Source organism: Qipengyuania polymorpha, assembly GCF_019711435.1.
GTDB lineage: Bacteria > Pseudomonadota > Alphaproteobacteria > Sphingomonadales > Sphingomonadaceae > Qipengyuania > Qipengyuania polymorpha.
The window spans coordinates 767,246-783,439 of record NZ_JAIGNK010000001.1 but is presented as its reverse complement, the minus strand read 5'-3'; the positions used below and the strand labels follow the sequence as shown (position 1 = coordinate 783,439).

The window sequence follows — 16,194 nt, the reverse complement described above, 5'->3', positions numbered from 1 at the left end:
GGTCTCGCGCGGTGCGCGGGCCCTTGTCGTGTGCCCCGACATCCGCGGAATGCGCTACGACCTCGACGCGGACAGCCGCCTGCGCGAGGCCGAAGGGCTTGCGCTCGCCATCGGTATCGAGATTGAGGACAGCTTCGTGCTGCCGGTTCGCGAGGTCAAACCCAACCTGCTTTTCGGTGCGGGCCAGGTCGAGAATATCCGGATCGCCTGCGAACAGCACGAGGCGGAACTCGTCGTGGTGGACGGCGCGCTCAGCCCGATCCAGCAGCGCAATCTGGAAGAGAAGCTGAGCCGCAAGGTCATCGACCGTACCGGCCTCATCCTCGAAATCTTCGGCGAACGCGCAGCAACCGCAGAAGGCCGTTTGCAGGTCGAACTTGCCCATCTCGATTACCAGCAGAGCCGCCTCGTGCGTAGCTGGACGCACCTCGAGCGCCAGCGCGGTGGCTTCGGTTTCCTTGGCGGCCCGGGCGAGACGCAGATTGAGGCCGACCGCAGGATGATCCGCCAGCGCATGGGGCGCCTGCGCAAGGAGCTGGAGCAAGTCCGCAAGACCCGCGGCCTCCACCGCGAGCGCCGCGAACGTGCGCCCTGGCCGGTGGTCGCGCTGGTCGGCTATACAAACGCCGGGAAATCGACGCTTTTTAACCGCCTGACCGGCGCGGAGGTGATGGCCGAAGACCTGCTCTTCGCCACGCTCGACCCGACCATGCGCGCCATCGGCCTGCCCGGTGTCGAGAAGGCCATTCTATCGGACACTGTCGGCTTCATCTCCGACCTGCCGACCCAACTCGTCGCCGCTTTCCGCGCCACGTTGGAAGAAGTCACGGCGGCGGATGTCATCTGCCATGTCCGGGACATGTCGAACCCATCGGCCGATGCGCAGAAAGCGCAGGTCTTGCGGGTGCTCACCGACCTTGAAGTCATCGAGGGGGAGGGGGGCACCTCGAGCATCCCCATCCTCGAAGTCTGGAACAAGTGGGACCTTCTGGACGAGGAGCGCGCCGAGGAATTGGGCGACGTCGCAGCTTCAAACGAGGACATCGTCGCAGTCTCCGCAATGACCGGCGAGGGCGTCGATGATTTGCTGCAGAAACTCGGCGAAATGCTGACGGCACGCGCGTCGGTGCATGAATTCGAACTCGCCGCGAGCGACGGGCGCCGCATTGCGTGGCTACACGCTCATGGCGAAGTTCTCGAAGAGGAGGAGGCGGGTGAGGGCGACGATGGCCCACGCCGCCGCTTCATCGTCAGGCTCAATCCCAAGGAACTGGGCCAGTTCGAAACCCTATAAGCCGGTTTTCTCGCGGCGCTTGACCTCCTGCCACAGGGCCTCCTGTGCATCGAGGTCGCGCTCGGCAAAGTCACCGCCCGCCAATTCTTCCATTGCCCGGAAACGGCGCTCGAACTTGGCGTTGGCCGCTCTCAACGCACCTTCCGCATCGACGCCATAAGCCCGGACGAGGTTGACGGCAGCGAAGAGGAAATCGCCAGCCTCTTCCTCGATTTCACCTGAAGTAGCCTCGGCAAGCTCCTCAATCTCTTCCAGAACCTTGTCACGAGGCCCCGTGACGTCGGGCCAGTCGAAGCCGTGCCGGGCAGCGCGCTTCTGGAGCTTTTGCGCGCGCAGGAGTGCCGGCAATGCGAGAGCGACACCATCGAGCGCACCCTTGGTCCCGGCAGCTTCACGTTCAGCCGCCTTCAAATCCTCCCAGCGGCCTTCCTCCATCACGCCGCCTTCGTCGCCGAAGATATGCGGATGACGGGCTTCCATCTTGTCGGCGATGGTTTTCGCCACATCGCAGAAGGCGAAGTGACCGGCTTCCTCGGCCATCCTTGCGTGGAACACGACCTGGAACAGCAAATCGCCGAGTTCGCCGCGCAAGTCCTCCATGTCGGAACGCTCGATGGCATCGGCGACCTCGTAAGCTTCCTCGATCGTGTACGGCGCGATGGTCGAGAAATCCTGCGCAGTATCCCATTCGCAACCGCGCTCCGGGTCGCGCAAGCGGGCCATGATGCGGAGGAGGCGGTCCAGATCGTCAGACATGGGTCAACTTGGCGTTTGCCTTAGCTTTGAACTTGAAAGTGATAATATATATTATGTTAAATTCGTTTAGGCAGCAGCTCAAGACATCCCGGTGAGCGTACTCACCAGAAGATACGCCCCAACGATGATCGCGACCCAGATGGCCGCCATCTTGATGAGCTTGGTGCTGTTCAAACTCGGGTCGCGCTTCATCCCGACCACATAAGCCACGACCAGCGCGCTCATCATCGCGGCCCAGGCAATCGTCCCGCCGTCCATATTCATATTGCGACCTCCAATCCATCGTAGCCAACCGTGACACCTTTCGGCACCTTGGCGGCTATCGTGGCGTAATCCATCGACTTGTCCAGATGCGTGAGCACCGTCCGCTTGGCCTTGACCCGGCGCGCAAGGTCCAACGCCATCTCCAGATGCGCATGCGTCGGATGCGGTCGCTCGCGAAGGCAATCGACGACCAACAAGTCGCAACCCTTGAAGCACTTGACCATCGCCGGCGTGATTTCGCTGAAATCGGTGGCGTAGACCACGCTCTTGCCATCGGCTTCGAACCGGAAACCGGTGCTTTTGACCGGACCGTGCGGCATCTCGACATCATCAAAGGAAAAACCAGCAACCATCTGGGCTTGCGAGGTTTCTCGCAAGTCCACGATGGTGGGATAGCCGAACTGGCCCTCGAAAACGTAATCGAAGCGCCGGCGCAACCTCTCGCATGTCACGCGACCTGCAAAGCCGGGCATGGGATTGCTCCGGTCATACCGCATGACCCGCAGATCATCGATGCCATGGCAATGGTCGGCGTGGTCATGCGTCCAGAAGACGGCATCGACCTTGGGGATGTTGTTGGCGAGCAGCTGGGCGCGCAAGTCGGTGGAGGTGTCAACGAGGATGCGCTGACCGGCGTTGTTCTCGACAATGATGGAGACGCGCGTACGGCGGTTCTTCGGTTCGTTCGGGTCGCAGGAGCCCCAGTCATTCCCGACGCGCGGCACGCCGGTCGACGTGCCCGAGCCAAGCATGATCAGCTTCACGAAGCCGCCTTGCTGAACAGCGTGTAGAAATTGCGCGTGGTGTATTCCGCCAGTTCTTCGAGCGTTTCGCCGCGCAGATCGGCGATGAAGCAGGCGGTATCGCGCACGAAACCCGGCTCGCAAGGCTTTCCGCGATGCGGGACCGGCGCAAGGAACGGGCTGTCGGTTTCGACCAGCAAACGGTCCTGCGGCACGCTTTTGGCGACATCCTGCAGGTCCTTCGCGTTCTTGAATGTCACGATGCCCGAGATCGAAATCGAAAGGCCGAGCTCCAGCACCTTCTCGCCAAACTCTGCCGAAGCGGTGAAACAGTGGATGAGCGCGGGGAATGCCCCCTTCCCCATCTCGTCGGCGAGGATGGCGAGAGTATCGTCCTCGGCGTCGCGCGTGTGGATGATAACCGGAAGCCCAGTTTCGCGCGCGACATCGATGTGGATGCGGAACAGGCGCTGCTGCTCGGCGCGGTCGGACTTGTCGTAATAATAATCGAGACCGGTCTCGCCCATGCCGATAACGCGCGAGTCCCGCGTCGCTTCGAGCAATTCTTCGCGAGTCAGGTCGGGATGTGCATCGGCGTTGTGCGGATGGATGCCGACGCTGGCCCAGACATCGGGTTTGGCATTGGCGGTCCCTACCACCTGCGCCCATTCGGCGCGTTTGGTCGAGATGTTAAGGAAGGCCCCCACCCCTGCCCCGCGCGCGCGGTCGAGCACGTCGGACTGGTTCTCGACCAGCCCCTCGTATTCGAGATGGCAGTGGCTATCGACAAGCATCAGGCGGCCTCTTCCTCGGGCATTTCGAGCCGCGGGAAGGCGGGCGTGGGCTTTTTTACCACGAACCCGCTGGAAACGAGCGCTCCGAACCAGCCTTCATCCGACAGGTCGGCATACATGCGGCGTTCTGGCGTGACGCCAAGCTGTTCGAGCACGGCCGCCGCCTTGGTCGGCACGACCGGCTGGATGGCGATGGCGAGGTCGCGGATGGCGATGAAAAGCGTCTGCAGGACGGCCTTCATGCGCTCGGGGTCGGTTTTCTTGAGGCCCCACGGTGCCTGCTCGTCGACATAGGCATTGCAGGCAAACACCGCCTTCAGCCAGGCCTCGATGCCGACACTGAAATTGAGCGCCTCGAATTCGCGCGGCAAGATGTCGCGGCAGGCTTCCTGGACGGTGGCGAGCAAGGTCTTGTCATCGCCGTTTGGCGTGAAGTCTTCCAGTCTGCCGTCCATGTTCTTGTGAATCATGGAAAGCGTGCGCTGCGCAAGGTTTCCGAAGCTGTTGGCGAGTTCGGCATTGACCTTGTTTACAAGCGCTTCGGCGGAATAGCTGCCATCTTTTCCGAAGACGACCTCGGCCATCAGGAAGTAGCGTAGCGAGTCCACCCCGAAGAGATCGACCAGCTCGTTGGGGTCGGTGACGTTGCCTGCCGACTTCGACTCCTTGACGCCGCGATTGAGCAGGAAGCCATGGCCGAAAACCTGCTGTGGCACAGGGATGTCTGCGCTCATCAGGAAGGCCGGCCAGTAGATGGTGTGGAAGCGGACGATGTCCTTGCCGATGAGGTGGAGGCTGGCCGGCCAGTACTTGTCCCACATCTCGCCGCCATCGGGATAGCCGACGCCGGTGATGTAATTGGTCAGCGCGTCGACCCACACATACATAACGTGATTGTTCGCACCGGGCACCTTCACGCCCCAGTCGAAGCTCGTGCGGCTGACAGAAAGGTCCTTCAGACCGCCCTCGACGAAGGCAATCATCTCGTTGCGGCGGCTCGCCGGTTCGAGGAAGCCGGGCTTGTTCAGCAACTCGAGCAGCGGCTCGGCATATTTCGACAGGCGGAAGAACCAGGTCTCCTCCTCGGTCCATTCGACCGGAGTGTCCTGCGGCGACAGCTTCTCGCCATCCGGACCTTCCTTCAGTTCCTTCTCGTCGTAATAGGCCTCGTCGCGGACCGAGTACCAGCCTTCGTAGCGGTCGAGGTAGAGGTCGCCCTTGGCCTCCATCGCTTCCCAGATGGCGCGGCTCGCCTTGTGGTGGTCCTCGTCCGTGGTGCGGATGAAGCGGTCGTAGGTGATGTCGAGGCGGTCAAAGAGGTCCTTGAATGCACCCGACATCTCGTCGGCCAGTTCGCGCGGGGTCATGCCGAGGTCGCGCGCCTTCTGCGCCATCTTGAGCCCGTGCTCGTCGGTGCCGGTCTGGAAGCGCACGTCGCGACCCATCAGGCGCTGGAACCGTGCGATGACGTCGGCCGCAATCGTTTCATAGGCGTGGCCGATATGCGGCTTGCCGTTGGGATAGTGGATCGCGGTGGTGATGTAATAAGGGTCAGCCATTGCCGCGCTCGCTAGCCGCGCCTGCACTCGCGAGCAAGGTCCCGATTTCCATACCGAGCAATCCGGGGTCGAAATTATAGGTCGGCTGCTCACCTGTGAGGCGCACGAGTTCGGCATGCGTGTCGACCAGCTTGCGCGGGTCGCCGCTCGCGCTTTCGATCCGCTCGGCAAGGATGGCGCGCGCAAGGTCGAGGACGGCTTGAAGCCGCGGTATGTTCTGCTTTGCCCCGATTGTGCCTGCAAGCTGACCGCGCAGGCCAAAGTCGCGGTCGCCCTCCTCGACGATGCGGCGCATCAGCTGAGCCGACTTGCCGAGGTCGAAATCGAGGAAGGACAGAGCCGCACCCGGCGAACCCGCGGCGGCGGCAATCGCAGCATCGCGCGAGGCGATGTCGGCTTCGGGCGCGAGCCTACGGAGAAGCTGGTCCATCTCCTCGTGCGGAATCGCGGGAAAGCGGACGGTGCGACAGCGCGAGCGGATGGTGGGCAGGAGCCGCGCAGGGCTGTGCGCGACAAGGAGGAAATAGGTCCCCTGCGGCGGCTCCTCGAGGCTTTTCAGGAGCGCGTTGGAGGCTGACACTTCCATGTCGTCTGCCGGGTCGATGATGACGACGCGCTTGTCCCCCATGGTCGGGCGTGTGTTCAGCCGGCGCTGAATGTCGCGGACCTGGTCGACCTTGATACCGCGCGCGAGCTCGTATGGCTTGCCGTCGTCGCGCTTCTTGGCCTCGTCCTTGTTCTTGGGGCCATAGGTCAGGGTGAGGATGTCGGGATGCTCCCCCTCCCCCGCCGCACGCAGCAACTCGCGTGCAGCAGCCTGCGCGAAGGTGGCCTTGCCCAGCCCCTTCTTGCCTGCGAGCAGCCACGCGTGATGCATGCGCGCGCCGGACATGGCGCTGCGCCAAGCTTGCCACGCGGCATCGTGGCCGACCATGCTCACTGGCCCGTACTCCCGATCAACGCGGAGACAGCCGTCATCACGCGGGCCTGCACTTCCTCCACCGAACCTGTCCCCTCAACGCGTGCGAAACGCACTGGCTCGGCTTGGGCGAATGCGTCGAAAGCTGCATTGACGCTGGTGTGATACTCCTCGTCCCGCCCGCCAATCGCGTCGGAATTATCGCCATCGCGGGCGCGGAGCCGCTTGCCGACCTCCTCGCTGTCAGCGCCGATAACGATGGTGAGGTCGGGTAAAAGCCCGCGGCTGCCGATTTCGTGGAGTGCCCTCACCTTCTCGTCGCCCAATTCGCCCGCATAGCCCTGATACGCCCTGCTGGAATCGACGAAACGGTCGCAGATCACCCATTTCCCTGCGCCGAGCGACGGCCCGATGAGCCGGTGCACATGATCCGCACGGGCCGCAGCGAACAGGAGGGCCTCGGCCTCGGCACCCCAGCCCTCGCCGGGGGGATGCAGGAGCATTTCGCGGATCGCCTCTGCGCCGGGCGTGCCGCCGGGTTCGCGGGTCAGCACCGCCTCGATACCGCGCTCCGCCAATGAGGATTGCAAGAGCCGTGCCTGGGTGGATTTCCCCATGCCCTCCCCGCCTTCGAAAGCGATGAACTTGCCGCGGCTCACGACAACCATCCGATGAAGCCGTTGAGGATGCGGTCCGCAAAGCCGGCCTGCGGAACGTCGTCGCGGGCAAAGAGCGGGATCGTGTAGTCGGGCATGCCGTCGATGGATACGGAGAGCGTGGCCACCTTCTCCCCGCGGGTGATGGGAGCGCGGAGCGGTCCCTCGTAATCGAGCTTCAGCGTCACATCGCCCGACGAACCGGTGGGCAGGTCGACATAGACCCCGTTTTCCGCGACCAGCGCCACTTCGCGGCTCGAACCGCCCTGCACCTCGGCCAGCGCCACCGGAACATCGGGCGCGAAGAGGCGGCGCTGTTCGAAAGCGGAGAAGCCCCATTCGATGAGGTCGCGGGCGGCGCGGTCGCGATCGCGGGCGCGTGGGCTGGCGGCCACTACCATGACGAGCCGCCTTCCGCTGCGTTCCGCCGAGCCGAGGAAGCCGTAGCCCGCCTGGTTGGTGAAACCGGTCTTGATGCCGTCCGCCCCCGGTACGACTCCGCTGATGGGGTCATGATTGGGCTGGGTTATCTCGTTGTAGGTAAATTCGCGGTGGCCGACAAAGTGGCGGTATTTCTTGGGATGCCGCCGGAGCATGGCGGTTGCCAGCGTGGTCAGGTCCCGCGCCGTGGTGAAGGTGCGCCCTTCGTCCATCCAGCCATTGGGTGTCCCGAAGCGGCTGTCGCGCATACCGATTTCCTCGGCCTTGGCATTCATCGCGGCGACCCATTCCTCGATACTACCCGCAGCGCCGTCGGCAAGAGCTGCTGCGCCGTCATTGGCCGATACGGTCGTCACGCCGTGGATCAGGTCGTCCACCGAGACCCGCGCATCATGCGGCAGGAACATGGTCGAACCCACGTTATTCCACTTTTTCCATATCTCGGGCCGGATGGTGAAGCTCTGTTGCTGCGCAATCTTGCCATCCTCAAGCCATTCGAAGGCGAGGAAGGTGGTCATCACCTTGGTGATGGATGCGGGCATGAAACGGCGATCTGCCTCGCGTTCGAAGAGCACCTGCCCGCTCGTTACATCATAAAGATAGGCAATCGGTGCTACCCCGGCCTCGGGCGGCAACGGCTTTTCCTTGTCCTGCGCCGAGGCAGGTCCGGCGAGCAGTGCGGCGGCCGCACAGGTAGCAGAGAGTTTTCGAAAAATCGGTCGCAAGCAGCGCGCGGCACCGCCCTTGAGGCGGCACGTCCCTATCGAGAGTTGAGTTCGCCGCCAGCTATAACCAGCGCAGTGACGCTTGGCGAGTGCGCCGCGCGCCTATCCACCGCGGGTGTCAGCGGGCGATTTCGTCGGCCAAGAGCCCCACGCTCATCGCGTAATAGTTCGAGCAATTGTACTCGAGGATGACGCGGTAATTACTAGTGAGCAGCCATGCCGGCGTACCCGGTCCATCGGGCTGGAACAGGCTGACGAGCGTGTTTTCCGGCAAGGGACGTTGCGGCTGGATGCCGAGCGCGCGCCATTCGGCGGCGGTCTTGTACTGGCTATGGCGTTCGTGGACGCGGGGGCAGACGGGGCCCACGAGCTTGGTCTTGTAGCGATCGACATCGAAGCCCGAGGGCACATAGGCCCGCACGCCCCAAGGCTGGCCTTCGCGCCACCCCGCATCGCGAAAGTAGTTCGCGATGGATGCGAGCGCATCGGCGCTGTTGTTCATGATGTCCGCGCGCCCGTCTCCGTCACCATCGCTGGCAAGGCGGAGGTAAACGCTCGGCAGGAACTGCGGATTGCCGAAAGCGCCCGCCCAACTGCCCTTGAGCTCGCTTCGCGAATAGCCCTTGTCGGCAACTTTCATCAGGTCGACCCACTCGCTCGAGAAGAGCTCGCGGCGACGGCCCTCCCAAGCCAGGGTTGCAAGCGACTGCGACAAGTCGAAACCACCTTTCACGCGGCCATAGGCCGTCTCGTGCCCCCAGATGGCGACGATAATTTCGCCAGGGACACCATACTCGCGCTCGATGGCGGTTATGGAACTGCGCCAGTTGGCATATTCGCGCCGGCCACCGTTGATGCGCGCATCATCGACATGGGTCGCAATGTAGGGGGCGAGCGGCGGATAGCCTGGCTTGTCCCACGAACCGGGTTGCGTCTGATCCAGTTCGATAACCCTGCGGTTCGGCTCGAGCCCCGCCGTCATGCGCTGCAGCGTGGATTCGCTGACTCCTTCCGCCCTCGCCCTGGCGATCAGCAACTGGAGATAAGCGTCGAAGGACATATCCTGCGACATGGCGGGAGCGGCAGGCAGGCCGAGCATGGCGGCGCTGGCGACGAGAAGGAGTTTGCGAAGTCTCATTTGTCTTTTGTTGCAGGCTGAAGCTGAATGGCAAGTGTCATGAGTGGCTTACGCGGCAGACCCTGCGCAAGTTCCGATATTACGGGTGACATTTCCTTCCGCTTTGGCTAGCCCGCATTCCGCTCAGCGGACAGGTGGCAGAGCGGTTGAATGCACCGGTCTTGAAAACCGGCAAGGGTGCAAGCCCTTCGTGGGTTCGAATCCCACCCTGTCCGCCAGCAGCACCCGCTCGAAAGAGCGGGTGATGATGGCGGATATGCGTGCTGAAAGACCCCACCGGGTTCGGATTCGTAGGCGCCAAAGCGCCGGAGACGGCCGTAGCAAAGCGGAGGCCAATCCCACCCTGGGAGCGTCTTACCCCTCCTGCTGAGGCGTAATCAGATACGAGTCGCGCCGCTCGTCCATCGGATAATCCTGCGGCTTCACGCTCGACTGGTTCTTCAGCGCGACATGGTCCTCTACCAACCCGCCATCACGCGTGGCCTCGTCGTCCTCGTCGATACCCTGCGGCTCGTCCAGAATTTCGTATTCCATCGCAAATCTCCTCAAGCAACAAATGCTTGAGACCGGGTTTGGCGCCCGACCGAACGGTGAATCGACGAAGATTTGCGGCAACCCGCCCAGTCAGGAACCGCGCTTGAGGATTTCGTCCATCTGCTCGCGCAGGACGGGGTCCCATTCCTTCCGCAATTCCTTGACCTTTTCCATCAGCGGCTCGTTCTCGTGATAGGGGATGTCGAGCCGGTAGAGATTGGCCACCTCAGGCATGAAACGACGGTCCATTTCCTCGAATGCGTCGCGGGCAGCCATGGCTTGCTGGCGGTCCATGCCCAAGGCCTCGAACGCAGAGCGGCCCATACGCAGGCTGCTGTCATAGGTCTCGCGGATGACATCCCGGCATCCGTAGGCCCACAATTCGTAGACATGGTTGCGGTCGATGGCGCGCGCGGTGATGTGCACATTCGGGTAGTCTTTCACGACATGCTTCACGAGGCGGTCGATTTGCTCACGTTCGTCGAGCGCCACCACCAGCAGCTTCGCCTTCTCGATGCCTGCCGAATGGAGCAGGTCGGGCCGTGTCGCATCGCCGAAGTACGTGCGGAAACCGAACTTGCGCACGATTTCCAATTGCTTGCTGTCGTAGTCGATGACCGTGGTCGAGTAACCCGCAGCCTGCAGCATGCGGTCGATAATCCCGCCCATGCGACCGCGCCCGGCGATGATGATTTCGTTTTCTTCCTCGATGGTATCCGCCTCGCGCCCCTCGCCATCGGTGCAATAGGCGTGGGCGATGACCTTGTCGTAGAGAATGAAGAGCAGCGGCGTGACCAGCATCGTGAGCGCGACGATGAGCAGCAATTCGTCTGCCAGCGCTTGAGGCAGGACCGCATTCCCTACCGCGAAGGCAATGAGGACGAAGGCGAACTCACCCGCTTGCGGCAGGCTTAGCGCGAAGAGCCAGAGAGCCTGCTTTCTGAGACCGTAGAGCCACCCCACGAGAAGCAGCACGGCGAATTTGGCCGCGATGGTCACACTCGCCCAGAAGACGACATCCTGCCACATCTCGACCGCCAGCACGAAATCGATGCCTGCACCGACGGTGATGAAGAAGAGCCCGAGCAGCAGGCCCTTGAACGGGTTGATGTCGCTTTCGAGTTCGTGGCGATATTCGCTCGTCGCGAGGACAACGCCCGCCACGAAGGCTCCGAGTGCGGGTGACAAGCCGACGAGGCTCATCAGCAGGGCAATCCCGATGACGACCACCAAAGCGGCGGCGGTGAACAGTTCACGCAGGTTGGCCGCTGCGATGTAGCGGAACAGCGGGCGGATCGCGTAAATGCCGATGCCGACCACCGCCGCAACGGCCCCAACGCGCGATATCGCCGCAAGCCAGACGGGCATGTTGGCGGTCAGGTCGAGTCCGCCGTGGCCGCCCTCTCCATGCCCCGCCCCGCCGCTGTAGAGCTCTGGCATGGCGAGCAGCGGCAACAGCGCGAGAATGGGGATGACCGCGACATCCTGCACCAGCAGGACCGAGAAGCTGGCCTCTCCGCCCTCGCTCTTCATCAGGTTCTTTTCGGTCAGCGTCTGGACGATGATGGCGGTCGAGGAGAGCGCCAGCACCATGCCGATGGCGAGCGCCGTTTGCCACGGATTGCTGTTGAGCAGCGCAATGCCGGTGATCGCGAGCGTCGTGAGGAGGACCTGCCCTCCGCCCAGCCCGAGCAGCTTGCCGCGCATGGCCCATAGGCGCTTTGGCTCCATCTCCAGCCCGATGATGAAGAGCATCATCACCACGCCGAATTCGGCGAAGACCTGCAGCGCCTCGACGTCGACTTTGAGGCCCAGCAGGATGGGGCTGATCGCCATCCCGGCAAGGAGATAGCCGAGCACCGATCCGAGCCCGAAGCGGCTGGCCAGCGGTACGGCAACCACTCCGGCCACAAGGATCAGGAAGGCGAGGAGCAGGAAACTGGTCATCACCCTCCCCTACCCTTGCGCATCAGATGTGCAAGGCGCGCCCGTAGCTCGCAAGTACGCTCTCGTGCATGCTTTCGCTGATCGTCGGATGCGGGAAGACGGTGTTCATCAGTTCCGCCTCGGTCGTCTCCAGTGTCTTGCCGACGACGAAGCCCTGGATCATCTCGGTCACTTCAGCCCCGACCATGTGCGCGCCGAGCAGTTCGCCGGTCTTGGCATCGAATACGGTCTTCACGAAGCCTTCCGCCTCGCCCAGCGCGATGGCCTTGCCGTTGCCGATGAAGGGGAAGGTGCCCGCCTTGACGCTGTAACCTGCTTCCTTGGCCTTTTCCTCGGTCAGGCCGACGCTGGCGATCTGCGGGTGGCAATAGGTGCAGCCCGGGATGTTGCCGCGGTCGAGCGGATGCGGGTGGACGTCCTTGTTGCCCAGTTCCTTGGCAATCGCCTCGGCGCATGTGACGCCCTCGTGGCTCGCCTTGTGCGCAAGCCACGGACCCGGCGTGCAGTCGCCGATGGCCCAGAGGCCCTTCGACTTGGTGCGGCCATAGGGATCGATCTGGATGAAGCCGCGGTCCATTTCGACCAGCTTTTCGAGGCCCACATTCTCGGTGTTCGGCACGATGCCAATGGCGACGATGCAGTGGCTGAACTCGGTCTCTGAGACCTTGCCGTCCTTGGCCTTGATCTTGGCCTTCACGCCCTTGTCCGAGACGTCGAGCGCCTCGACACCTGCGCCGGTCATGATCGTCATGCCCTGCTTGGTCAGGCTCTTCTCGAGGAAGGCGGAGACGTCCTTGTCCTCCACCGGAACGATGCGGTCGAGCATTTCGACCACGGTCACGTCGACCCCCATGTCGTTGTAGAAGCTGGCGAACTCGATCCCGATCGCGCCCGATCCGATCACCAGCAGCTTCTTCGGCATCTCGGCGGGCGTCATGGCGTGGCGATAGGTCCACACGCGCTTGCCGTCTGCCGGGGCGAAGGGCAGGTCGCGGGCGCGTGCTCCGGTGGCGACAATCACGTGCTTGGCGGTGAGCTTCTCCTCGCCCTTCTCGCCTTTCACGGTGAGGCTGGTCGGGCCGGTCAGCGTGCCCTCGCCCATGTGCACCGTGATCTTGTTCTTCTTCATCAGGTGCGTGACGCCCTGATTGAGCTGCTTGGCCACGCCGCGGCTGCGCTTCACCACCGCTTCGAGGTCGGCTTCGATCTTGCCCGCGATCTTGAGGCCATAGTCGCTGGCGTGCTGGGCATAGTGCAGGATCTCGGCCGAGCGCAGCAGCGCCTTGGTCGGGATGCAGCCCCAGTTCAAACAGATGCCGCCGAGCAGTTCGCGTTCGACGATAGCGGTCTTCAGGCCCAGCTGCGCGCAGCGGATCGCCGCGACATAGCCGCCGGGTCCGGAGCCGAGAACGATGACGTCGTAGTTGGTAGCCATTTGGATTTAGCCTTCGGTTGGTCCGACAGGATGGAACACATGGAACACGGTCACGGCGCTAAAAAGCGGACCGGACGCGCGAGGGGAAATGGAATAGGTATTCGAACTGCGAAATTCGCGATGCATCCGAACCCGCTGCCATGAAACCGACGAATAGGAAAGGTCGGATATTTGTCGGAATGCCTATCGCGAGGCTTCGGTGCGCAGTCGCCGGGCGAGGTCCGGCGAAATCGGTGCAGCACCGTGAAGCGGAGCGACCTCCTCGGCTAAACGGCGGAAAAACTTTCGCATCCACAGATAAACCAACCAGGCAACCGCCACCAACACAAGCGAGGATCGCATGGCGGTTTCGAATGGGAAATAACCCATTTCCGCAAGGAAGAATTGCGCCGCGATGGCCGCTACAATCAGCAAGCCGAAGAACTCGTAGAGCGCCAGCGGCCAGTGGAGCGGGGCAAAGCTCCTCCAATTTCGATAGGATCCGTCAAGAAGCCGGCGCGTAGCATTCCGACGCATTCTCCATTTGGAGAACAACAACCGGTTGTCGGTTTTGCCCCCAAGGAAGAAGCCCAGAAAAAGCCAGACTGCCCACAGCGCAAAAGCAACCGGGGTGGGACCATAGGTCAGCGACCAGACCAGTGGAACCATACCAAGAAATCCAAGCGGCAAGAGGATCGTCAGGTCATTGCCCGAAGGGATGGCTGAGGTTGCCTCATGTTCGATATCTACCCCTTCGGCGAATATCGCACCTGCGGTTTTCGTATCTATGCAGAACCGATGTCCGAAGCTGCCCGCGAAAATCCAGTCGGCACCGTCGCGTTTGAACCAGCGCCGATAACTGGCCGCCCGATGATTGACGCCAAGCTGATAAATTTGGCCTTGCCAGCTTCTGTCTTCGATCGCCATGTGGTAGCCGATACTTTCGCGAAACTCTTAGAAGTCTCGGACATATCACCAAAATCTGGATAAATTCTTTCGGTGTCGCTGACCGCCTATGCCCAACGCTCGGCAACCGCGCGGGGGCGATTGTTGTCATCGAGCAGCACGAATTTGAACGTGCCCTGCGCCACCTTGGTCTCGGCCTCGCCATTGCGCTCCCTAGCGACGGCTTCGGCTGTGATAGTGAGCGAGGTGTTTCCGGTCGCGGCGATCTCGCAATAGACCGAGAGTTCGTCGCCCACCTCCATCGCGCCGGGGAAGGCGAAATCACTGGCCGAGACGACCACCGCCTTGCCCTTCCCCTCACGGCTCGCAAGCGACCCCGCGCCAAGCGCCATCTGGCTCATCAGCCACCCGCCGAACACCCCGCCGTAGGGGTTGGTGTCGGCAGGCATGGCCGTGACGCGGATAAGGGGAGAGCGTGAGTTGGACAATGTCAGTGCCACCCGCCCCGTGTGCCAGGCCAGATCTGATCCAGAAGCAGCATGAGCATGAATGCGCCCGCGAAGACGTACATCGCTCGCATGTCAAAAAATTGAACAAACAAGCAAATGAGCATCAATACTAACAATGCCACATCAAAGTTATCTCCCGCTATGCCGAGCCACAAAAATAGGATGACAAAAATTCCGATAACAAACAGCAGGATATTTAAAAGCAAGGTCATAATTTACGCCACCCCGCGCTTTTGGATCAAACCACCAGCCCCATCGGGTTCTCCACAAGCTGCTGGAAGGCCTGCATGAATTGCGCGCCGTCCGCGCCGTCGATGGCGCGGTGGTCGAAGCTGCCGGTGGCGCTCATCACGGTGGCGACTGCCAGAGCGCCGTCGACCACGTGCGGGCGCTGCTCGCCCGCGCCGACCGCGAGGATCATCGCCTGCGGCGGGTTGATCACCGCGTCGAACTGCTTGGTGCCGAACATGCCGAGGTTGGAGAGCGAGGCGGTGCCGCCCTGGAATTCATGCGGCTGCAGCTTGCCGTCGCGCGCCTTGCCCGCGAGTTCCTTCATCTCGGCGGATATCTGCGCGAGGCCCTTGCGGCCCGCATCGCGGATGATCGGCGTGATGAGGCCCGAAGGCGCGGCCACGGCGACCGAGATATCCTCGCGCGTGTACTGGTAAAGCTCGTCGCCCTGGAAGCTGACATTGCACAGCGGCACGCGCTGGAGCGCGCGGGCCTGCGCCTTGATTAGCAAATCGTTGACCGACAGCTTGATGCCGTCCGCCTCGAGGCTCTTGTTGAGTTCGCTGCGCAGCTTGAGCAGGGCATCGAGGCGCACGTCCACGGTGAGATAGATGTGCGGGATGGTCTGCTTCGCCTCGGTCAGGCGGCGCGCGATGACCTTGCGGACATTGTTGAGCTTCTGCGCTTCGTAAGGCGCATCGAGATCGCCGCCCATGGTGGCGGGCTTGGCCGGAGCGGGTGCGGGGGCCGCAGCAGCTTCCTTGGCAGGAGCAGCGCCGGGCTTCGCATCCTCGACATCGGCCTTCACGATACGGCCGTTCGGGCCTGAACCGGTGATGGTCGACAGGTCGAGACCCTTCTGCTCGGCAATGCGGCGAGCGAGCGGGCTGGCCTTGATGCGGCTGCCATCATCGCTCTTGGCAGCGGCGGGAGTGGGAGCAGGCGCTTCGGTGCGCTTCTCTTCCTGCTCTACCTTTTCCTCGCGCGCTTCTTCGGCCTGCGCTTCACCGCCCGACGGAGCTGCCTTTGCAGCCTCGTCCAGGTCCTCGCCCTCTTCGGCGAGCATGGCGATGACCGTGCCGACCTTCACGCCTTCGGTGCCTTCATCGACCATGATCGAGGCAATCGTGCCCTCGTCCACGGCTTCGAATTCCATCGTCGCCTTGTCGGTTTCGATTTCGGCCATGATGTCGCCGGCGGAAACGGTATCGCCCGGCTTCACCAGCCACTTGGCGAGCGTGCCCTCTTCCATGGTGGGCGACAGGGCGGGCATCTTGATCGGCGTGGGCATGTTTTGACGTTACGTCCTCGCTGGGAATTGTTTGAATGGGTCTCTGGCCAATTTGGCGCGGGGCCGCAAGGTC

The 16,194-nt window shown here is 62.6% G+C and carries 16 protein-coding genes and 1 tRNA gene; 2 read left to right on the top strand and 15 right to left on the bottom strand.

The genetic code is table 11. The features are described 5' to 3' along the window. Window positions 1-28 precede the first annotated feature (28 nt). Entirely contained in the window at window positions 29-1,294 is a 1,266-nt protein-coding gene (gene hflX, locus K3152_RS03900) for a GTPase HflX (protein WP_345719756.1), read from the top strand. Here the strand turns inward: hflX and mazG are convergent. From mazG to K3152_RS03855, 9 genes are all read right to left on the bottom strand, one after another. Further along, window positions 1,289-2,050, bottom strand: coding sequence for a nucleoside triphosphate pyrophosphohydrolase (gene mazG / locus K3152_RS03895; RefSeq protein ID WP_221572691.1), 762 nt, complete (start codon window positions 2,048-2,050; stop codon window positions 1,289-1,291). The genes hflX and mazG overlap by 6 nt on opposite strands. 78 nt (window positions 2,051-2,128) lie before the next feature. After that, window positions 2,129-2,314 (bottom strand): hypothetical protein, encoded by a 186-nt coding sequence (locus K3152_RS03890; protein WP_221572690.1) that lies wholly within the window; start codon window positions 2,312-2,314, stop codon window positions 2,129-2,131. Next, entirely contained in the window at window positions 2,311-3,078 is a 768-nt protein-coding gene (locus K3152_RS03885; protein WP_221572689.1) for an MBL fold metallo-hydrolase, read from the bottom strand. Before K3152_RS03885 ends, K3152_RS03890 begins: the two co-directional genes overlap by 4 nt. After that, window positions 3,075-3,851, bottom strand: coding sequence for a TatD family hydrolase (locus K3152_RS03880; RefSeq protein WP_221572688.1), 777 nt, complete (start codon window positions 3,849-3,851; stop codon window positions 3,075-3,077). Before K3152_RS03880 ends, K3152_RS03885 begins: the two co-directional genes overlap by 4 nt. Next, window positions 3,851-5,410 carry a methionine--tRNA ligase gene (metG, locus tag K3152_RS03875; RefSeq protein ID WP_221572687.1) on the bottom strand — a complete coding sequence of 520 codons (1,560 nt, stop codon included), beginning with the start codon at window positions 5,408-5,410 and terminating at the stop codon, window positions 3,851-3,853. The genes K3152_RS03880 and metG overlap by 1 nt, the downstream gene beginning before the upstream one ends. Then, window positions 5,403-6,344 carry an AAA family ATPase gene (locus K3152_RS03870; protein ID WP_221573082.1) on the bottom strand — a complete coding sequence of 314 codons (942 nt, stop codon included), beginning with the start codon at window positions 6,342-6,344 and terminating at the stop codon, window positions 5,403-5,405. The genes metG and K3152_RS03870 overlap by 8 nt, the downstream gene beginning before the upstream one ends. 2 nt (window positions 6,345-6,346) lie before the next feature. Further along, on the bottom strand, window positions 6,347-6,988 hold the full coding sequence (gene tmk, locus K3152_RS03865; RefSeq protein WP_221572686.1) for a dTMP kinase: 642 nt from the start codon (window positions 6,986-6,988) through the stop codon (window positions 6,347-6,349). Then, window positions 6,985-8,151 carry a D-alanyl-D-alanine carboxypeptidase family protein gene (locus K3152_RS03860; RefSeq protein ID WP_221572685.1) on the bottom strand — a complete coding sequence of 389 codons (1,167 nt, stop codon included), beginning with the start codon at window positions 8,149-8,151 and terminating at the stop codon, window positions 6,985-6,987. Before K3152_RS03860 ends, tmk begins: the two co-directional genes overlap by 4 nt. 118 nt (window positions 8,152-8,269) lie before the next feature. Further along, window positions 8,270-9,289 carry a lytic murein transglycosylase gene (locus K3152_RS03855; protein ID WP_221572684.1) on the bottom strand — a complete coding sequence of 340 codons (1,020 nt, stop codon included), beginning with the start codon at window positions 9,287-9,289 and terminating at the stop codon, window positions 8,270-8,272. A gap of 128 nt (window positions 9,290-9,417) precedes the next feature. Between K3152_RS03855 and K3152_RS03850 the strand changes: the two genes are divergently transcribed. Beyond that, window positions 9,418-9,507 (top strand) — tRNA-Ser (locus K3152_RS03850). Between the two features lie 136 nt (window positions 9,508-9,643). Here K3152_RS03850 and K3152_RS03845 read toward each other — a convergent pair. The 6 genes from K3152_RS03845 to K3152_RS03820 all read right to left on the bottom strand — a co-directional run bounded on the left by K3152_RS03845 (window position 9,644) and on the right by K3152_RS03820 (window position 16,121). After that, window positions 9,644-9,823, bottom strand: coding sequence for a hypothetical protein (locus K3152_RS03845; protein WP_221572683.1), 180 nt, complete (start codon window positions 9,821-9,823; stop codon window positions 9,644-9,646). 90 nt (window positions 9,824-9,913) lie between these two features. Beyond that, complete coding sequence (locus tag K3152_RS03840) at window positions 9,914-11,770, bottom strand: monovalent cation:proton antiporter-2 (CPA2) family protein (protein WP_221572682.1); 1,857 nt, start codon at window positions 11,768-11,770, stop codon at window positions 9,914-9,916. Between the two features lie 22 nt (window positions 11,771-11,792). Then, entirely contained in the window at window positions 11,793-13,205 is a 1,413-nt protein-coding gene (gene lpdA / locus K3152_RS03835; RefSeq protein WP_221572681.1) for a dihydrolipoyl dehydrogenase, read from the bottom strand. A 183-nt stretch (window positions 13,206-13,388) separates the two neighbouring features. Then, window positions 13,389-14,111: a hypothetical protein gene (locus tag K3152_RS03830; RefSeq protein ID WP_221572680.1), complete on the bottom strand. Its 723-nt coding sequence runs from the start codon at window positions 14,109-14,111 to the stop codon at window positions 13,389-13,391. An 86-nt stretch (window positions 14,112-14,197) separates the two neighbouring features. Beyond that, a complete protein-coding gene (locus K3152_RS03825) occupies window positions 14,198-14,539 on the bottom strand; it encodes an acyl-CoA thioesterase (RefSeq protein ID WP_221573081.1) in 342 nt (113 codons plus the stop codon). Between the two features lie 298 nt (window positions 14,540-14,837). Then, window positions 14,838-16,121: a pyruvate dehydrogenase complex dihydrolipoamide acetyltransferase gene (locus K3152_RS03820; RefSeq protein WP_221572679.1), complete on the bottom strand. Its 1,284-nt coding sequence runs from the start codon at window positions 16,119-16,121 to the stop codon at window positions 14,838-14,840. Between the last annotated feature and the right edge of the window lie 73 nt (window positions 16,122-16,194).

Coding starts and splice junctions, on each gene's coding strand:
- K3152_RS03840 (WP_221572682.1), bottom strand. CDS start 11,770: ATGACCAGTTTCCTGCTCCTCGCCTTCCTGATCCTTGTGGCCGGAGTG.
- K3152_RS03830 (WP_221572680.1), bottom strand. CDS start 14,111: ATGGCGATCGAAGACAGAAGCTGGCAAGGCCAAATTTATCAGCTTGGC.
- K3152_RS03870 (WP_221573082.1), bottom strand. CDS start 6,344: ATGGTCGGCCACGATGCCGCGTGGCAAGCTTGGCGCAGCGCCATGTCC.
- K3152_RS03880 (WP_221572688.1), bottom strand. CDS start 3,851: ATGCTTGTCGATAGCCACTGCCATCTCGAATACGAGGGGCTGGTCGAG.
- lpdA (WP_221572681.1), bottom strand. CDS start 13,205: ATGGCTACCAACTACGACGTCATCGTTCTCGGCTCCGGACCCGGCGGC.
- K3152_RS03845 (WP_221572683.1), bottom strand. CDS start 9,823: ATGGAATACGAAATTCTGGACGAGCCGCAGGGTATCGACGAGGACGAC.
- mazG (WP_221572691.1), bottom strand. CDS start 2,050: ATGTCTGACGATCTGGACCGCCTCCTCCGCATCATGGCCCGCTTGCGC.
- K3152_RS03890 (WP_221572690.1), bottom strand. CDS start 2,314: ATGAATATGGACGGCGGGACGATTGCCTGGGCCGCGATGATGAGCGCG.
- K3152_RS03855 (WP_221572684.1), bottom strand. CDS start 9,289: ATGAGACTTCGCAAACTCCTTCTCGTCGCCAGCGCCGCCATGCTCGGC.
- metG (WP_221572687.1), bottom strand. CDS start 5,410: ATGGCTGACCCTTATTACATCACCACCGCGATCCACTATCCCAACGGC.
- K3152_RS03820 (WP_221572679.1), bottom strand. CDS start 16,121: ATGCCCACGCCGATCAAGATGCCCGCCCTGTCGCCCACCATGGAAGAG.
- K3152_RS03825 (WP_221573081.1), bottom strand. CDS start 14,539: ATGCCTGCCGACACCAACCCCTACGGCGGGGTGTTCGGCGGGTGGCTG.